Consider the following 18131-nt stretch of genomic DNA (forward strand, 5'->3'; position numbering starts at 1 on the left):
TCGACACCCCGGAACAGCGGCGCCTGGGCATCAAGGACTCCTTCGACCTCGCCTGGAACGACTGGCAGGGCAGCGCGCAGTTCAACCGCGTCGACGACGAGGACTCCTGGGCGGTGCGGTGGGCGCGGGCCTACGTCGAGTTCGCGGCGGGGGAGAAGCGCTCGTGGCTCGCCGGGCACGGCATCTCGTTCCTGCCGACCGTCGGCTGGGCGGAACGCGGCGACCTGCGGGCCGACGGGCACGGCAACTCCGTCCCCCGCTTCCATATCGCCTGGGGCACGGGCACGGGTGTCGTCGAGCCCTTCGTCGGCCACGCCAAGCAGGCGGCGCGCGACGGGCTGCTCACCTTCCACCACCGGCACCAGGTGGACGAACTCGTCGTCGAGGAGGGCTCCGTGCGCGGCGTGCGCGGCACGGTCCTCGCCGAGGACCGCTCGGCCCGCGGTGTCGCCTCCAACCGCGACCGGATCGGCGAGTTCGAACTCACCGCCCAGGCAGTCGTCGTCACCACCGGCGGCATCGGCGCCAACCACGACATCGTCCGCCGCTACTGGCCCGAACGCCTCGGCACCGCGCCCACGGAGATGGTCACCGGCGTACCGGCCTACGTCGACGGCCGCATGCTCGACATCAGCGACCGCGCCGGCGTACGGCTGGTCAACCGCGACCGCATGTGGCACTACACCGAGGGTCTGCAGAACTGGGACCCGATCTGGCCCGGCCACGGCATCCGCATCCTGCCCGGCCCGTCCTCGATGTGGTTCGACGCGCTGGGCCGCCGGCTGCCCGACCCGTGCCTGCCCGGCTACGACACGCTCGGCACCCTCAAGCATCTGCGCACCACCGAGGACATCGCGGGATACGACCACTCCTGGTTCATCCTCACCCAGAAGATCATCGAGAAGGAGTTCGCGCTGTCGGGCTCCGAGCAGAACCCCGACATCACCTCCAAGGACCGCAAGGCGTTCCTGCGCGAGCGCGTGCTGGGCAAGGGCGCGCCGGGACCGGTCGACGCGTTCCTGCGCAAGGGAGCGGACTTCGTGACGGCCCCGACCCTGGACCAACTGGTCGAGAAGATGAACCAGTTGACCGAGAAGCCGCTTCTCGACGCGGCCGAGGTACGGCGCCAGATCGAGGCACGCGACCTGCAGATCGCCAACCCCTACGCGAAGGACTCCCAGATCCAGGGCATCCGCAACGCCCGCCGCTACATCGGCGACCGCCTCGGCCGGGTCGCGACCCCGCACCGCATCCTCGACCCGGCCGCAGGACCCCTGATCGGCGTCAAGCTGCACGTCCTGACCCGCAAGACCCTCGGCGGCATCCAGACCGACCTCGAATCCCGTGCCCTGGGCGCCGACGGGCAGCCGGTCGACGGCCTCTACGCGGCGGGCGAGGTCGCCGGCTTCGGTGGCGGCGGCGTCCACGGCTACAACGCCCTGGAGGGCACGTTCCTCGGCGGCTGCCTGTTCTCCGGGCGCGCGGCGGGGCGGGCGGCGGCACAGCAGACGGGCTGAACCCTCGGGCCCGTCTGCTCAGCTCTGGAGGAGACGGGCCAGCACGGCGGCATGACTCTCCTCGGGAGACTTGGCCGAGGTGAGCAGGGTCACCGGCCCCTTGCGGGCCAACTCCCTGATGGAATCGACGAGTTCGGCGGCCTCGGGTGCGGCGAGCTCCGCCTCGTAACGACGGCTGAACTCCTCGTACGACCCCTCGCCCGCGTGGTACCAGCGGCGCAGTTCGGTCGACGGGGTGAGCGCCTTCGGCCACTCGTCCACCCGCGCCGCGTCCTTCGACAGGCCGCGCGGCCACAGCCGGTCGACCAGGACACGCACGCCGTCCTCCGGCTCGGGCGGATCGTAGACGCGACGGACGTGAACGCTCACGGTGGGGCCTTTCGACGGGGATGTGCCGGGAGCGTACTGCGGAGTGCGGAGGGGAAGGCGGTACGACTTGACCTGAACGGGGTCGAAACATGGACGGAGCCACGCCTACCGTGAAGCTGTAGCCCGCCCCCGACCCGCAAGTGCCGAAGACTCGTGACCGAACACCCCTCAGAAACTGACGAGTTCCTCACAAGTGTTGGTCAAGGTCGAGCCATGATCACACGCAAGCCCGGCGTGGCCCTGCTCGCCGTGTCCCTGCTCCTGACCGGATGCGGCGGCGGTGCCTCGGCCGCACCGGACCACGAGACCGCGACCGCCCAGGCCGGCGCACCGAACACCCCCGCCCCCAAGATCTCCGTCGAGACGGCCCCGCAGCGGTTGCCCGGTCTCGGGCCGAAGACCCGGGCGAAGGTGCCGTCCGACGCCCGGCAGGCCGTCGTCGTGACCGGTCGGGGCAAGAACTCCTCGCGCTCCACCGTCGTCCTGTACGAGCGCACCGCCGATGGCTGGCACGCCGGCGCGAGCTGGCCCGCCCACAACGCCCTCAAGGGCTGGACCGACGACCACCGGATCGGCGATCTGCGCTCACCCATCGGCGTCTACACCCTCACGGACGCCGGCGGCCTGCTCGACGACCCCGGAACGAAGCTGCCGTACGACCGCTCCACCGCCTTCACTTCACCGGGAACCGGTTTCGAGGGTGAGTCGTTGCTCGGCTCCTTCGACTACGTCATCGCCATCGACTACAACCGGAAGCCCGGCACCTCGCCCCTGGACTGGACCCGCCCGCTCGGTGCGAGCCGCGGCGGCGGGATCTGGTTCCACGTCGACCACGACGGCCCCACACAGGGCTGTGTGAGCATCGCCGAGGAGCACATGAAGGAGCTGCTGCTGGCGCTGGACCCGCGGCTGAACCCCGTCGTCGTCATGGGCGATGCCGCGTCCCTGGCCCGCTGAACCGCTTAGGATCCGCCGCGTGTGCGCACATGTGCTGGTCGCCGAGGACGACGAGATGCAGGCCGAGTTGATACGACGGTCCCTGCTCGCGGAGGGTCACACCGCCACCGTGGTCCACGACGGGCGGGCCGCGCTGGACGCGGCACGGCGGCTCGCCCCCGACCTCGTCGTGCTGGATCTGATGCTCCCGGTGATCGACGGGTTCGGGGTGTGCCGGGTGCTGCGCGCGGACGACGACATCCCGGTGCTGATGCTGACCGCCCGCTCGACGGAGGACGACATCCTGCTCGGCCTGGAGCTGGGCGCGGACGACTACATGACCAAGCCGTACAGTCCGCGCGAGCTGATGGCCCGCATCCGGACCGTCCTGCGGCGCAGCGGACGGGTGCCCGCGGACCGGCGCGAGGATCCGGTGGTACGCGCCGCGGGTCTCGCGGTCGATCCCGTACGGCACGAAGTGCGCTGCGACGGAGCGCCGGTGGAGTGCACGCCGGCCGAGTTCGAGATCCTGCTGGCCATGGTCGGGGAACCGGAACGGGTGTTCTCCCGGCGGCAGTTGCTGGAGATCACCCGGGGCACCGACCGGGCCTCCACCGAACGGGCCGTCGACGTCCACATCATGAACCTGCGCAAGAAGATCGAGGCCGATCCGCGCCGCCCGGCCCGGCTGCTCACCGTGTTCGGCGTCGGCTACAAGCTCAGCGGCGGCCGCTGATGAGCGAGCGCATCCCGCTGCGCAAGCGCCTCCTGGTGCGACTGCTGATCGCCTCCGGCCTCATCGCCGTGTGTTCGGTGGCGGCGACCGCATGGCTGGCCGTGGCGACCACCACCCGCGCGCTGAGAGAGGAGCAGGGTCAGGCTCTCGCCGCGGACATGGAGGTCCTGGCCGAGCTCAGCGGCTACGCGGCCACCCATCGCGACTGGAGGGGAGTCGCCGCAACCGTGCGGGAGTTGTCGGCGCAGACCGGCCGGCGCATCGCCCTGGTCACCCCCGACCGGAGGACCATCGCCGACTCGGCGCCGCCCGGCACCTCCCTGCCACCGACCGCCGCCGCGACCGTGGACCCGCTGCGCACCGACACCTACAGCGAGCGGGGCGCCCAACTCAGCGGCACCGACCCGCGGGTGGTCGGCCCGTACCGGCTCACCACGGCGGAACGCACGAAGCTCGACCTCCTGGCCCGGAAACGACAGAGCTGCTTTGCCCGCAACGGCGTGGAGACCACCCTGACCCGCACGCCGAGCGGTCGCCCGGTCGTGGCCGACGCGGACGGTGCCACAGGCCAGAACGCCTATGTGCCGGAGCCGTGCGCCGACGGCCTGCTGAACACGCCGACCCGCACGGAGGAGAAGGCGCTGGCCGCGTTCCACACGCTCGCGCGCGACTGTCTGACCCGGGCGGGCGTCGATCCCGGGCTGCCCGTGGCCCTGGGGGACGCCCTGCCCGGCCTGCCCTTCCGGAGCCCGTCCTTCGCGTCCGGATACGACAAGACAGATGTCAAGGACATGCGGCAGGTGGAGTCCTGCCTCGACGAAGCCCGTCGCGCCCAGCTCGACCCCTATACGGCGCCGGTGGCCGAACTGTTCCTGGGCGGCGGGGGCAGCCCTGCCGTCCGGTTCGACATGTCCCCGGGCAACAAGGCCAAGGTCGTGGGCACCGCGGGGCTCGTGCTCGCCGTCACCGTGGCCGTGACCGCAGTGGTCGCCACCCGGCTGGTACGGCCGCTGCGCGCGCTGACCGCGGCGGCCCAGCAGCCCCCGGACCGCCATGTCCGCGTCCCCGTCACCACCCGGGACGAGACCGGCATCCTGGCCGCGGCCTTCAACGACCTGACCGAACGCCGCGAACGCCTGGAAGCCCAGCGCAAGGCCATGGTCAGCGACATCGCCCACGAACTGCGCAGCCCGCTCACCAATATCCGCGGCTGGCTGGAGGTCACGCGGGACGGAGTCGTCGACCCGGAGCCCGCCCTGCTGGCCGCGCTGCACGAGGAAGCGGTCGTCCTCCAGCGCGTCATCGACGACCTGCGCGACCTGGCCGACGCCGACGCCGGCACCCTGCGCCTGTACCGCGAGCCCGTGCGCTGCGACGAACTCCTTCACCAGGTCGCCGCGGCCCACCACGTCGCCACGGCCGACGTCGAACTGCGCACCGACATCGACGGCACGCCATGGCTGGACGCCGACCCCGTCCGGATGCGGCAGGCGATCGGCAACCTGGTCTCCAACGCGCTGCGGCACACCCCGGCCGGCGGCATCGTCACCCTGGCCGCGCGCCAGGACGGCGACGACGTCGTCATCGAGGTCGCCGACACCGGCACCGGCATCATGCCCGAGGAACTGCCGTACGTCTTCGACCGGTTCTGGCGCGCGGAGAAGTCCCGCAGCCGCCGTACGGGCGGCAGCGGGCTCGGCCTGCCCATCGTCCGCCACCTGACCGCGGCCCACGGCGGAACGGCACAGGCGGCCAGCGAGCCCGGCAAGGGCAGCGTCTTCACCCTTCGGCTGCCGGGCGGCCCGACGTCGTAGTGGGCCGCGCGGGGCGGTCCCACGGAACTGGCGGGGGCACCACCGCAAGCCGAGGTCACGCGCTCCACGACGATGTGCTCCACACCCAACACCGCGCCGCGTGCCCGCATCAGTGCATGGGTCGAGGCGGGGTCACAGCATGCCGCGCCGGGCCAGGTTGCGCATCAGCGCCCGCACGCCGAAGGTCCACGGCGCGGCCTGCTCGCTGGCGACGACGGTGTTGACCAGAGCGCCGAGCGGCGGGCTGGAGATCCGTACGATGTCGCCGTGCTCGTGGGTGAAGCCCGCGCCGGGTGAGTGCCGGTCCTCGGTGGGCGCGAACAGGGTGCCGGTGAACAGCACGAAGCCGTCCGGGTACTGGTGGTGCGCACCGTGCGTCGCGGCCACCAGGTCCAGCACGTCGCGGCTGATCTCGCGCATCGAGCTGCTGCCCTGGAGCACGAAGCCGTCCGCGCCGTCGACGCGCAGGTCGATGTCGAGCCCGCGTACGGTGTCGAGGTCGAAGTCGTCGTCGAGCAGGCGTATGAACGGCCCGATCGCGCAGGAGGCGTTGTTGTCCTTGGCGCGAGAGAGCAGCAAGGCGCTGCGTCCCTCGATGTCCCGGAGGTTGACGTCGTTGCCGAGGGTGGCGCCGCGTACCCGGCCGCCCGAGTCGATGACGAGGACGGCCTCGGGCTCGGGGTTGTTCCACACCGAGTCGGCGAGCACTCCGATGTCGGCTCCGGTGCCCACCGCGGACAGCACCGGGGCTTTGGTGAACACCTCCGGGTCCGGCCCGATCCCGACCTCCAGGTACTGCGACCACAGTCCCTCGGAGACCAGCAGCTCCTTGACCTTGCCGGACTCCGGCGACCCGGGCCGGAGTCCGTCGAGCGCCCCGCCCACCGCCTGCCGGACGCGCTCCCGCACGCGGGCGGCCTGCGCCGGATCGCCGCCCGCCCGCTCCTCGATGACGCGCTCCAGCAGACTCCGGGCGAACGTAACGCCCGCCGCCTTGATCACATGGAGGTCGATGGGGGCGAGCAGGTGCGGGACATCGCGGCGGCCGGTCGCGGTCGCGTCCAACAGCTCGTCAAGGGGCCAGGCGTGTTCACCGACGGCCTCGCGGACCACCGTGGCCGCGTCGTCGCGTTCCAGCAGGTGGGAGACGGTGGGCGTGACGGCGGTCAGGTCGACGACCTGTTCGCCGCGCACCGCGGCCACACACGGCCCGTCCCACTCCGGGGCGTATACGCGTGCGACGAGGGCGGCCCGGTCGGCGTCCTCCGGCAGGACGGAGCCGGGCGTGAGGGCGGGACGGGGGCGGGTCGGTGCCGATTCCACGCTGGTGGTCTCCCGGGTTCGCGGGCGGGGGTGGGGTGTTGGGCGGGGAGGCTTGTGTGTTGGTCGGGAGTGTTTGGGGTGTTGGGCGGCGGCTCAGTGGGAGTCGCGGGGGACTTCGTGGCCGCGGCTGCCGCGCAGGAAGCCGAAGTCGGCTCCCTCGTCGGCCTGTCCGACGTTCTGGGTGTACAGCCAGGTGTAGCCGCTGGTGTACCGCGGTGCGGGCGTCTCCCACAGCTCCCGGCGCCGCTGGAGTTCGGCGTCGGCCACGTCCAGACGCAGGGTGCGGTTCGGGACGTCGAGGACGATCGGGTCTCCGTCACGCACCAGGGCGAGAGGGCCGCCGACGGCCGCCTCGGGGGCTACGTGCAGCACCACGGTCCCGTACCCGGTACCGCTCATCCGGCCGTCGCAGACACGTACCATGTCTGTCACGCCCGACTTGAGCAGCTTGGCGGGCAGCGGCACGTTGGCGACCTCGGGCATGCCGGGGTACCCCTTGGGGCCGGCGTTGCGGATGACGATGACGGTGTTCTCGTCGACGTCGAGTTCCGGGTCGTCGGCGACCGCGTGGTACGCCTCGGGGGAGTCAAAGACGCGTGCGGGGCCACGGTGGGTGAGCAGGTGCGGTGACGCGGCCGACTGCTTGATCACCGCGCCGTCGGGACACAGGTTGCCGCGCAGCACGGCGGTACCGGTCCCGGCCGGTTGGAACGGGACGTCGAGGCCGGTGATGACGTCCGCGCCGACGCGCTCGGCGTCCCCGACGTTCTCGGCGACGCCGCGGCCGGTGACGGTGATCTGATCGCCGTAGAGCAGTTCGCCACGGAGCAGTTCGGCCATGACGGCGGGCAGCCCGCCCGCGTAGCAGAAGTCCTCCATCAGGTACCTGCCACTGGGCATCAGATTGACCAGGGTCGGCACTGCGCGGGCCAGTTCGTCGAAGTCCTCCAGGCCCAGGTCGACGCCGACGCGTCCGGCGAGGGCGGTGAGGTGGATGATGGCGTTGGTGGAGCCGCCGATGGCCGCGTTGACCCGGATGGCGTTCTCGAAGGCTTCCCGGGTCAGGATCCGCGAGGGGCGCAGCTCCTCTTCCACCATCCGGACGATGCGCTGCCCCGCCGCCTGCGCGGTCTCCATCCGCCGGGAGTCGACGGCGGGCCAGGCCGCCGAGCCGGGGAGCTGCATGCCGAGTGCCTCAGCCATGCACGCCATGGTGGAGGCGGTGCCCATCGTCATGCAGTGGCCGTTGGAACGGGCCATACAGCCTTCGGCGAAGAAGCACTCCTCCTGCGTCATCCGCCCGGTCTTGAGGTCTTCCTCGAACTTCCACACGTGGGTGCCGGACCCCACGTCCTGGCCGCGGTACTTGCCGTTGAGCATCGGCCCGCCGGTGACCATGACGGCGGGCAGATCGACGCTGGCAGCGCCCATGAGCATGGCGGGCGTCGTCTTGTCGCAGCCGGAGAGCAGGACGACCCCGTCAAGCGGATTGGCCCGGATCAGCTCCTCGACCTCCATGGCCATGAGGTTGCGGTAGAGCATGGCGGTGGGACGCATCAGCGTCTCGCCGGTGGCCATGGTCGGGAACTGGAGCGGGAAGCCGCCCGCCTGCCACACACCGCGCTTGACCGCTTCGGCGACGCGGGTCAGATGCGCGTTGCAGGGGGCGAGTTCGGAAGCGCTGGTCGCGATGCCGATGACGGGACGCCCGTCGAACACCTCGTGACCGAAGCCCTGGTTGCGCATCCAGGAGCGGTACACCATCCCGCTGCGGCCTTGCGCGCCGAACCACGCCTGGCTGCGGCGGCTCGTCGTCTTCGCGTCCGTCATGTCGCCTGCTCCTGTGGCTCGTGTGCCGACCGGTGCGCGGTCCCGTAGCGTGAGACAATCATTAAATGATTCAATGAATGACGTCCAGGGGGTGAACGAAGATCGTGGTGGTTTTCCGGACCATGCATCAGCAAGTGGTCGACGAGCTGGGGCGGCGAATCGTCGGCGGTGCCTGGGAGCCGGGGGAGCCGCTGCCCGTCGAGGACGCGCTCGCCACTGAGGTCGGCGTCAGCCGCGGCGGGCTGCGGGAGGCGGTCAAGGCTCTGGTGGCCAAGGGGATGCTGGAGGTACGTCCGCGTACGGGTACGCGAGTGCTGGCCCCGGAGCACTGGAACCACCTGGACCGCGACGTGCTGCGCTGGCAACAGGCCGGAGATCCCTCGGCTTTACTGCGCGACACGGTTGAACTGCGCCGGATCGTCGAGCCGGAGGCCGCCCGGCTCGCAGCTGACCGGGCCCGGCCGGATGACGTGCGCGCCCTGTACGACGTCCTGGCGGCCATGGAGGCCGCGGCGGCGAGGCCCGGGCGCGGGGGCTACGTCGAGGCCGACATCGCCTTCCACCGCGCTCTGCTGGACGCGAGTGGCAACCGCCTGCTCGGCTCCCTGGGTCGCGCGGTCGACATCGCGCTGGAACACAGCTTCCACGTCAGCACCCAGACACCCGGCGCCGTTGAGGCCTCGCTGCCGGCTCACCGCGCCATCGTGGACGCGGTGGCGGCCGGTGATCCCGCGGCGGCGTCGGCGGCCGTGCTGTCGATCATCGAAGCGGCCGAACAGGAGATCGCCAAGTCGCCGGGGCTGCGGCGGACCCCCGGTTGAGTGGTCACCACCCTCGTCCTTCCGAGTGGGGAAGGCGACGCCACCCGAGGAAGCCGAAGTCCTGGGTCAAGGCCCGGTACTTCGACAAGTTCAACCCGTCCAGCAACGGGCTCCGGCTGCCCGACCACCCCACCTAGCCGGCGTCCCGCTCGAACGTGGCGTGCAGGCGCCGCGTGTGATCCACGTGGCGCTCGGCTCCGGTCAGGGTGACCCTGGCCGTCAGGCGCGGACCCGCGCTGGAGGCGGCCAACCGCACTTCGAGTTCGCCCGGTTCGACCACCCGCCGACCGTCGCGTCCGGTGAAGGAAGCGAGGTCGGCCGGGACCGTGACATGGATGCGGCGGGCCTCGCCCGGCCCCAGCTCGAGTCGGGTGTAGCCGACGAGGCGCTGCACCGGCTGGACGACGGAGGCAACCGGGTCGTGCAGATAGAGCTGGACGACCTCGGCTCCGGGCCGTTCGCCGGTGTTGCGGACAGTGAATGTGAGGGTGAACTCGCCGTCTGTCGAGGTCTCTTGGGCGTCCATGATCAGGTCTGTCCAGTCGAACCGCGTATAGGACAGGCCATGGCCGAAGGAGAACGCCGGGGTCGGGTCGATGTTGGACACCTCGCTGGCGTGCGCGAGCCGCGCGCCGAGGTACGTGGTCGGCTGGGAGCCCGGCCCACGCGGCACGCTGACCGGGAGACGTCCGGAGGGATTGACACGGCCGCTGAGCACCCCGGCAATCGCGTGAGTGCCCTCCTCGCCCGGGAAGAAGGACTGCACGATCGCGGCGGACTCGTTCACGGCCCGGCCAAGGGCGTACGGCCGTCCCGCGAGCAGCACGGTGACCACGGGCGTCGCCGCATCGAGCAGGGTGTCGAGCAGTTGCTGCTGCGCACCGGGCAGGATCAGCGCCTCGGCGTCACATCCCTCGCCGCTGGTGCCCTGCCCGAAGAGCCCGGCACGGTCGCCGAGCGCTACCACGGCGACATCGGCCTCGCTTGCCACCTGGGCGGCCTCGCGGATGCCGGAGAGGTCTCCGTCGTCGATTCCGGTGCCGCGAGCGACCGTGATCTCGGCGTCGGGAAACTCGACGGCGAGAGTGTCGCGCAGCGTGGGCAGCTCGATGCCGAGCGGGGTCCCGGGGTGGCGGACGCCGATGTGCTGAGGGAAGGAGTAGCAGCCCAGCACCGCTGTGGGCTCGGTGGCGTTGGGGCCGATCAGGGCGATGCGGCGCGGCCGGGTGAGCGGCAGGGTGCCGTCGTTGGACAGGAGGATGACCGCCTTCTCGGCGATCTCTCGGGCCAGTTGGCGGTTCTCAGGCGGGTCCAGGTCGACTTTGCCGCGCAGGGCGTCCGGGTCGTCGAGGTCGGCGCCGTCGAGCGCGGCCGGCACGGCGCTCCAGTCGGGGTCGAGCAGGCCGAGCGCCGCCTTCTGGAGGAGGACGCGGCGCAGGGCGCGGTCGATGAGCTTCTCCGGTACGCGGCCCTCGGTGACGGCCTGCACGAGGGGGGCCCCGAAGGTCTTGACGTTGGGCAGTTCGACGTCGACGCCCGCCGCGAGTGCGGTGCCGGCGGCGTCGGCCCAATCGGCTGCGATGCCGTGCAGGGTCTTGAGGAAGGCGATGCCGAAGTAGTCGGCGACGACGGTGCCGTCGAAACCCCAGGTGTCGCGGAGCAATCCGGTCAGCAGTTGCTCGTCGGCGGCGGCGGGAATGCCGTCGGTGTCGGTGTAGGCGTGCATCACGGAGCGGGCACCGCCCTCGCGGACGGCCATCTCGAAGGGGGGCAGCAGGACATCGGCCCGCTCGCGCGCCCCCACGGAGGAGGGAGCGAGGTTACGACCGGCGCGAGAGGCCGAGTAGCCGACGAAGTGCTTGAGGGTGGCGACGATCCCGGCGGACTCAAGGCCCTGCACGTACGCCGTGCCGATGGTGCCGACGAGGTACGGGTCTTCGCCGATGGTCTCCTCGACCCGGCCCCAGCGGGCGTCACGCACAACATCCAGGACGGGCGCGAGTCCCTGGTGGACGCCGACGGCACGCATGTCGCGGCCGATGGCGGCGGCCATGCGCCGCACCGTGTCCGGATCGAAGGTGGCGCCCCAGGACAGCGGAACGGGGTAGGCCGTCGCCCCCCAGGCGGCGAAGCCGGCCAGACACTCGTCATGCGCGAGAGCGGGGATGCCGAACCGGTTCGTGGCAGCGATACGGATCTGGGTGCGGGCCAGGGAGAGCGCACCCAGGGCGGGGTCGACCGGGACCGTGCCGAAGGGCCGGGTCAGCTGCCCCAGTCCGGTGGGCAGGAGCGCGTCGAGATCGACGGCCTCCTCCATGTCGTGCTGATGGGGGGCGACTTCATCGCCCTGATTGGAGGCGCCCACCCACACTCCGTACAGCTGGGCGGTCTTCTCCTGAAGGGTCATCGCGTCGATCAGGGCGTCGACTCTCGCGGTGACGGAAACGGTGGGGTCGCTCCAGAAGGAGATTCCGGGGGCGTTCTCTACAGCCACGTTGGCGTTCACTTTCCTCCCGCGTCTCACCGCGTCCTGTCGGAATTCGATCCTGGGGCTCACAGAATGTCTCGGACCGCAGGCCGGCCACCGGCCACGGCGGCGTCGATCAACGGCTGAATCCGGCGGTCAGACCGCTGAGCAATTGGCGGCGGCCGAAGGCGTACAGGACCAGTAGGGGCAGTGTGGTGAGGACGACGGCGGCCAGGAGGGCGGGGACGTTGACCCCGTACTCGCCCTGGAAGGTCCACAGCGCGAGCGGCAGGGTCCGCTGAGAAGGACTCTGGGTGAGGATCAGCGGCAGCAGGAATCCGTTCCAGATGGTCAGCGCGTTGAAGATGGTCACGGTGAGGATGGCCGGGCGGGTGAGCGGTGCTGCCAGGCGCCACAGCGTCCCCCACTCGGTGGCTCCGTCCACCCGCATCGAGTCGAACAGCTCCTTGGGCACGTCGCGGATGAAGTTGGCGAGTATCAGCACGGACAGCGGGATGGAGAAGGCGATCGACGGCAGGATCAGCGCCAGCAGGCTGTCGTACAGCTGCAGCTTGATGATGATCAGATAGACCGGGATGGCCGTCGCCTGCAGCGGGATGGCGAGGCCCATGAGGAACATGCCGTTCGCCACGCGCAGAAACCGCATGCGCCAGCCGCGCACGATGGCGTAGGCGGCCATGAAGGAGACTGCGACCGCCGGCACCACCGCGCCGGCGGTGACCACGACGCTGTTCCAGAAGTAGTTGATGAAGTCGGACTCGAGGACCAGCTCGTAGTTGTCCAGTGTGGGGTCGGTCGGCGGGGCCAGCGGGTTGCTCGCGTAGTAGTTGCTCCGGGCCTTGAGGCTGGTGATGAGAATCCAGTAGAGGGGTACGACGACGACGGCGAGCCAGAGCCATCCGGCCAGACCGCCGAGCCAGTTGCGCCGGCGGGCGGTCGCACCGGGACGGTGCCCCCGCTCGCGTGGGGTGGTCTTCTGCGGTTGCGGCTTCGTCAGCGTGGTGGTCATGTCAGACTCCCTCAAGCTGGCTCTCACCGGCGTCCCGGCCTCCGAGCCGGCGCAGCAGCAGGGCGATGGCGAGGCCCATCAGGACGAGGATGACCGCGATGGCGCTGGCCGGCCCCATCAGGTCGGCCTGGAAGCCGCGTTTGTACATGTCCAGCGCGAGGACCCGGGTGGCGTCTCCGGGGCCGCCCTCGGTCAGGACGAAGATGAGGTCGAAGAAGGTGAGCGACCCGATCACCATCAGCGTCGACGAGGTGATGATGGTGTATTTGAGCTGGGGCAGCGTGATGCTGAAGAACTGGCGGATCCGCCCGGCGCCGTCCAGCTGTGCGGCCTCGTACAGGGACTGCGGGATCTGCTGGACGCCCCCCTGGTAGATCAGCGAGTGGAACGGGACGAACTGCCAGGAGACGACGAAGACGACGACGCCGAAGGCGAGCCAGGGGCGCCCCAGCCAGTCCTTGCTGAGCCACTCGAACCCCAGCCCGGCGCCCAGCCCGAAGTTGGGGTCCAGCAGCGCCCTGTACGCGACCGCGATCGCCGCGGAGCTGAGCAGGAGCGGGACGAAGTAGATCAGGCTCAGCACCGCGCGGTAGCGCTGGCGGCCGGCCAGGAACGTGCCGAGCAGAATGCTCGCCGGTGTCTGAACCGCCCAGGACACGGCCATCACCAGGAACGTCACCCAGAGGGCGTGCGGCAGCCCGGGGTTGGTGAGCACCGCACGCCAGCTGGTCAGCCCGGACGGGTGGATGGTGCCGATCCCGTCCCACGTCGTGAAGCTCAGCACGAAGACGCCGACGAGCGGGACCACGGCGAAGCCGACGAAGAACAGCAGCGCCGGCACGGCCAGCCAGGGCAGGATGCTGCGGCGGCCCTCGCGCCCTGTAGAGCCCGTGAGTGCGCTCACTTGCCGATGACCTTGTTGAGATTGTCGGTGAACTGCTTCGGCGAGATGGACAGCTGGAACAGCTTGGCTATGTTGTCCAGCAGCGTCTCGGCGGCCGTCGGGCTGAGCGCCTGGTCCCAGGACTGGCCGAACGACTTCGCGTTGCTGGCGATGCCGTAGACGAACTCCAGGAACTCGGCGCTCTCGGATTCGGTCAGCAGCTTCTCCGAGCCCTTCCGGATCGGCACCGCCCCGGTGTCGATCCACTCCTTCACCTCTTCGTCCGCGAGGACGCCGGTGGCGAAGAAGTCCTTCGCGATCTTCTTCTGCTCGGCGCTGGCCTTCGAAGAGATGGACAGGTACTGGGCGGGGTTGCCGACGGAGTTGCCCGGATCGCCCTTGCCGCCTTCGACGGGTGGGAAGTTCATGAAACCGAGGTTGTCGCCGGAGACAAAGTCGCCGCCCTCGGTCTGCTGGATGCCGTACGACCAGGAGCCGTGCAGCATCATCGCGGCCTTGTCGGTGTACAGCAGCGCCTGGTCGGCGTTGGAGTCCGCGGTGATCGAGGAGAAGCCCTTGATGAATCCGCCCGCCTTGACCAGGTCCTGCACCTTGGTCAGCGCCTCGATGGCGGCCGGGTGGGACCAGGCGTTCTTCTCGCCGTCGAAGACGGCCTGGAACACCTCGGGGCCGCCTATGCGGTCGAACAGGAACTCCAGCCACATCATGTTCGTCCACCGGGACTGGCCGCCGAGGGAGAACGGCGCTATGCCCTCCGCCTTGAACTTGGGCACCAGGGCCATGATGTCGTCCCAGGACTGGGGCGGCTGCACGCCGACGTCGTCGAAGACCCTCTTGTTGTAGAACAGGACGACCGGCTCCACGCTCTCGAACGGCATCGCGTAGATCCTGCCGTTGACGGTCGCCGCGCCGAACGAGGACGGGAAGAGCCGGTTCTTGATGTCAGGGTTCTCGTCGAACCACGGGGTGAGGTCGTCGACCTGCTCGGCCTCCACGTAGGTGCGCAGCGTGCCGCCGCCCCACCCCCAGATGATGGTGGGCGCCTTCCCGGCGCCGATGGCGGTCTTGATCTTCGTCTTGTAGGCGTCGTTCTCGAAGGTGGTGACCTCGATCTGCCCCTTGGGGTTGGCCTCGTTGAACCGCTCCACAGCACCGGTCCTGACGCCTTCCTGGGGCATGCCGCTCAGGTGCCAGTACGTGGCCTTGCCGCCGCCGCCCTTGCTGGGACCGGACGAGCCGCAGGCCGTCAGCGCCGCGGAGACCGGCACAGCGGCGGCCATGCCGAGGAGGGTACGTCGAGAGAGGGGTATCTCCATGTTTGATCTCCGCACTCGAGAGCCACCGGCTACTCGTGAGTCGTGGTGAAAGGTTTTCGAAAACTTCCGAAACTTTCCTTTTCGAGCCAGCTCGTTGTGCCTGTGCGTGCAAACTAGATTTCTGGCTGACGCCCTGTCAAGGTATGTGCAGTCACGTTGTTGGGCAGCAGCCACCTGCCTCATGTCGGGCGAGCGCAATCCCCGAAAGGTCTTGGAAGAGGCCGAAATGTTTCGGAGGTAAGGGCAGGAAGGAGGATGTGTTCGCGGAACCCGGGAGCGTTCCGTCGACAGGGGTCGCCCGGCACGGTCCTGGCCACCTCCCCCTGCCAGGTTGTCGTACGGTTGACCGATTCCACCCGCGTTGGCGGCCACGACTGCGGCTCACTACACCGGTGGACGTACTGCTGGGAGGAACCGATGCCACCGAACGCCAGGCGCACCACTTTGGCGGACATCGCCCAAGCGGCTGGGGTCTCCGTCGCGACCGTGTCCAAGGTGGTCAACGGCCGCGGTGAAGTGGCGCCGCAGACCCGCGCCCGGGTGCAGGAACTGCTGCATCAGCACGACTACCTCGCACGCGTGTTCCGCCATACCGAATCGATGGCAAGCCCGACGATCGAGGTGCAGTTCAAGGGCGGCCTCAAGTCGTATGTGGCCGAGACCCTGGAAGGCATCTTGGACTCCGCCACCGAAGTGGGGGCGTCAGTGGTGATCAGCAAGGCGTCCCACGCCCCGCACTGGGCCCGGGACCTGGTCTCAGCCGGGCGCCGCGCCGTCATCGCGGTCACCAGCGTGTACACCGCCGCGCACCTGAAGGAGCTGGCCCGGACCGGGCTGCCGCTGGTCGTGCTGGACCCGCTGCACCTGCCGGACAGCCGGGTCAACAGCGTCGGGGCGACCAACTTCGCCGGCGGCCTGTCCGCGACCCAGCACCTGCTCTCCCTCGGCCACCGCCGCGTCGCCTATCTCGGCGGACCGGCGATGGCCGTGTGCAACCAGGCACGCATGCACGGCTACCGCGCCGCCATGGAGGCGGAAGGAGCGCCGGTACCCGACGCCTACGTCCGGCCCGGAGAATTCACGTACGGGACCGGCTTGCTCGGTTCCGCGGCGCTGCTGGACCTGGAAGAGCCACCGACGGCGATCTTCACAGGCAACGACGAGATCGCCCTGGGTGTCATCGAGACCGCCCGCGCCCGAGGCCTGCGCATCCCCGAAGACCTGAGTGTGGTCGGCTTCGACGACACGCATCTCGCTCAGATGGCCTCACCACCACTGACCACTGTGCGCCAGCCACTACGGGAGATGGGCGGCGCCGCCCTGCGCACCGCCCTCCGACTGGCCAACGGCGAGAAGGTCGAGTCCCACCACATCGAACTTGCCACCGAACTCGTGGTCCGCGCCTCAACGGCGCCGCCGGGAGGGTAAGTCCCCAACGGCCGCTCCGGCCACGAGAAGAGCGTCTGCAGTACTAGGAGCGAAGCGTCTCGGCCGCCGTCGCTGACACGGCGTCGGCCACCGCCGCCAGTGCGGGTGAGTCCAGCTTCCACTGCTGCCAGTACAGCGGCACGTCCACCGGTCGCTCCGGCGCCAGTTGAACCAGCCGCCCCGCGCGGAGCAGCGGCACCGCCTGTGCCTCGGGCAGCATGCCCCAGCCGAGACCGGCGGCGACGGCCGCCGCGAAGCCCTCCGAGGTGGGGATGAAGTGGCGCACCTGGCTCGCCCCGCCGTGGCCTCCCCCTTCTCCGCCGGGCAATCGCCGTACGAAGCCGTCCTGGAAGTCGTCCCGTCGGTCGAAATTCACCGCCGGCGCGTCCCGCAGCGGCCCGTCGCGATGCGCCTCGGCGAACTCCGGACTGGCCACGGCGAGGTAGCGCATCCGGCCCAGCGCTCGCACCGAGCACCCCGCCACGGCATCCGGCGAGGAGGTCACCGCCGCCATCACCTGGCCCTCCCGGAGCAGCGCCGCCGTGTGGTCCTCGTCCTCGCGGCGCAGCTCGAAGCAGAGCCGGGGCTCGGCGGGCAGGCGGGTGAGCGCGCCCAGGAACCAGGTGGCGAGGGAGTCGGCGTTCACGGCGATGGAGACCCGGGTCGGCTCCCCGGCGCTGGTCATGCCCAGCTCGGCGCGCGCATCGCGCTCCAGCCGGGCCAGCTGACGGGCGAACCGCACGACCACCTCGCCCGACTCGGTCGCCCGCACCGGCTTCGTCCGCGTCAGCAGCACCCGCCCGGTGCGCTGCTCCAGTGCCTTGACGCGCTGGCTGACCGCCGACGGGGTCACATGCAGGGCGGACGCCGCCGCGTCGAACGTGCCCTCGTCCACCACGGCGAGGAGGGTCCGTACCTGGTCGAGAGGCAGGTCTGTCATCACGAGCGCTAATGATACGTAAGAATCTTTAGCTGTACTCCAGGCGGCGCTTTCCCTAGCGTCGATGCCATGTCCCACGCACTGTCCGCCGCGGCTGCCGGATTCGGCACCGGCCTCTCGCTCATCGTCGCCATCGGCGCCCAGAACGCCTTCGTCCTGCGCCAGGGCATCCGACGCGACGCGGTCCTTCCCGTCGTCGCGATCTGCGCCCTCTCCGACGCGGCCCTCATCGCGCTGGGCGTCGCCGGTGTCGGTGCCGTGGTGGTCGCCTGGCCGGGGGCGCTGACCGCCGTCGGCTGGATCGGCGGTGCGTTCCTGCTCTGCTACGGCACACTCGCCGCACGCCGGGTGTTCCGGCCGGGCGCCCTGACAGTGGAGGGGGAGGCCGTGGGCTCCCGCAGGCGTGCCGTGCTCACCTGCCTGGCCATGACCTGGCTCAACCCGCACGTCTACCTCGACACGGTGTTCCTGCTCGGCTCCGTCGCCGCCGATCGCGGCCCGCTGCGCTGGACGTTCGGACTCGGCGCGGTCTGCGCCAGCCTCTGCTGGTTCGCGGCCCTCGGCTTCGGCGCCCGGCTGCTCAGCCGCTTCCTCGCCCGGCCCGCCGCCTGGCGGGTCCTGGACGGCCTGGTCGCCGCGACGATGATCGCCCTCGGCGCGACGCTCATTGCCGGAACCTGAGGCTGCCGACCCGTGCGCT

15 protein-coding genes are annotated in these 18131 nt (G+C 70.4%); 7 read left to right on the plus strand and 8 right to left on the minus strand.

What is annotated here, in order from left to right:
* The coding region (locus ACTWQO_RS43935; protein WP_443242992.1) for an FAD-binding dehydrogenase at positions 1 to 1517 on the plus strand (1517 nt) is incomplete at its 5' end.
* Positions 1518 to 1535: 18 nt separating this feature from the next.
* Here ACTWQO_RS43935 and ACTWQO_RS43940 read toward each other — a convergent pair.
* Entirely contained in the window at positions 1536 to 1886 is a 351-nt protein-coding gene (locus ACTWQO_RS43940) for a DUF488 domain-containing protein (RefSeq protein ID WP_443242993.1), read from the minus strand.
* A gap of 213 nt (positions 1887 to 2099) precedes the next feature.
* Here ACTWQO_RS43940 and ACTWQO_RS43945 point away from each other — a divergent pair, with 213 nt between their 5' ends.
* From ACTWQO_RS43945 to ACTWQO_RS43955, 3 genes are read left to right on the plus strand one after another with little or no spacing between them, the layout of a single operon-like run.
* Positions 2100 to 2843: a hypothetical protein gene (locus tag ACTWQO_RS43945; RefSeq protein ID WP_443242994.1), complete on the plus strand. Its 744-nt coding sequence runs from the start codon at positions 2100 to 2102 to the stop codon at positions 2841 to 2843.
* Positions 2844 to 2862: 19 nt separating this feature from the next.
* Positions 2863 to 3558 carry a response regulator transcription factor gene (locus ACTWQO_RS43950; protein ID WP_443242995.1) on the plus strand — a complete coding sequence of 232 codons (696 nt, stop codon included), beginning with the start codon at positions 2863 to 2865 and terminating at the stop codon, positions 3556 to 3558.
* Positions 3558 to 5372 (plus strand): sensor histidine kinase, encoded by a 1815-nt coding sequence (locus ACTWQO_RS43955; RefSeq protein ID WP_443242996.1) that lies wholly within the window; start codon positions 3558 to 3560, stop codon positions 5370 to 5372. Before ACTWQO_RS43950 ends, ACTWQO_RS43955 begins: the two co-directional genes overlap by 1 nt.
* Before the next feature lie 132 nt (positions 5373 to 5504).
* Here ACTWQO_RS43955 and ACTWQO_RS43960 read toward each other — a convergent pair whose 3' ends face one another.
* Both ACTWQO_RS43960 and ACTWQO_RS43965 read right to left on the minus strand, forming a co-directional pair.
* On the minus strand, positions 5505 to 6695 hold the full coding sequence (locus ACTWQO_RS43960; protein WP_443242997.1) for a fumarylacetoacetate hydrolase family protein: 1191 nt from the start codon (positions 6693 to 6695) through the stop codon (positions 5505 to 5507).
* A gap of 93 nt (positions 6696 to 6788) precedes the next feature.
* Complete coding sequence (locus tag ACTWQO_RS43965; protein WP_443242998.1) at positions 6789 to 8525, minus strand: IlvD/Edd family dehydratase; 1737 nt, start codon at positions 8523 to 8525, stop codon at positions 6789 to 6791.
* Positions 8526 to 8647: 122 nt separating this feature from the next.
* On the opposite strand from ACTWQO_RS43965, the gene ACTWQO_RS43970 reads away from it, so the two are divergent.
* On the plus strand, positions 8648 to 9346 hold the full coding sequence (locus ACTWQO_RS43970) for a FadR/GntR family transcriptional regulator (protein ID WP_443242999.1): 699 nt from the start codon (positions 8648 to 8650) through the stop codon (positions 9344 to 9346).
* A 133-nt stretch (positions 9347 to 9479) separates the two neighbouring features.
* On the opposite strand, the gene ACTWQO_RS43975 is transcribed toward ACTWQO_RS43970, so the two are convergent.
* From ACTWQO_RS43975 to ACTWQO_RS43990, 4 genes are all read right to left on the minus strand, one after another.
* Complete coding sequence (locus ACTWQO_RS43975) at positions 9480 to 11852, minus strand: beta-xylosidase/alpha-l-arabinosidase (protein WP_443243000.1); 2373 nt, start codon at positions 11850 to 11852, stop codon at positions 9480 to 9482.
* 97 nt (positions 11853 to 11949) lie between these two features.
* Positions 11950 to 12843 (minus strand): carbohydrate ABC transporter permease, encoded by an 894-nt coding sequence (locus ACTWQO_RS43980; protein ID WP_443243001.1) that lies wholly within the window; start codon positions 12841 to 12843, stop codon positions 11950 to 11952.
* Between the two features lies 1 nt (position 12844).
* Positions 12845 to 13747, minus strand: coding sequence for a carbohydrate ABC transporter permease (locus tag ACTWQO_RS43985; RefSeq protein WP_443243002.1), 903 nt, complete (start codon positions 13745 to 13747; stop codon positions 12845 to 12847).
* Positions 13744 to 15063 carry an extracellular solute-binding protein gene (locus ACTWQO_RS43990; RefSeq protein WP_443243003.1) on the minus strand — a complete coding sequence of 440 codons (1320 nt, stop codon included), beginning with the start codon at positions 15061 to 15063 and terminating at the stop codon, positions 13744 to 13746. The genes ACTWQO_RS43985 and ACTWQO_RS43990 overlap by 4 nt, the downstream gene beginning before the upstream one ends.
* Positions 15064 to 15480: 417 nt before the next feature.
* Between ACTWQO_RS43990 and ACTWQO_RS43995 the strand changes: the two genes are divergently transcribed.
* Positions 15481 to 16491: a LacI family DNA-binding transcriptional regulator gene (locus ACTWQO_RS43995; protein WP_443243004.1), complete on the plus strand. Its 1011-nt coding sequence runs from the start codon at positions 15481 to 15483 to the stop codon at positions 16489 to 16491.
* A gap of 43 nt (positions 16492 to 16534) precedes the next feature.
* Here ACTWQO_RS43995 and ACTWQO_RS44000 read toward each other — a convergent pair whose 3' ends face one another.
* Entirely contained in the window at positions 16535 to 17431 is an 897-nt protein-coding gene (locus tag ACTWQO_RS44000) for a LysR family transcriptional regulator ArgP (RefSeq protein ID WP_443243020.1), read from the minus strand.
* A gap of 69 nt (positions 17432 to 17500) precedes the next feature.
* Here ACTWQO_RS44000 and ACTWQO_RS44005 point away from each other — a divergent pair, with 69 nt between their 5' ends.
* The gene (locus ACTWQO_RS44005) at positions 17501 to 18112 is read left to right on the plus strand and encodes a LysE/ArgO family amino acid transporter (RefSeq protein WP_443243005.1); all 612 of its coding nucleotides are present in this window, start codon (positions 17501 to 17503) and stop codon (positions 18110 to 18112) included.
* Positions 18113 to 18131: the final 19 nt, after the last annotated feature.

The organism is Streptomyces sp. 4N124, from assembly GCF_052245395.1.
Classification (GTDB): domain Bacteria; phylum Actinomycetota; class Actinomycetes; order Streptomycetales; family Streptomycetaceae; genus Streptomyces.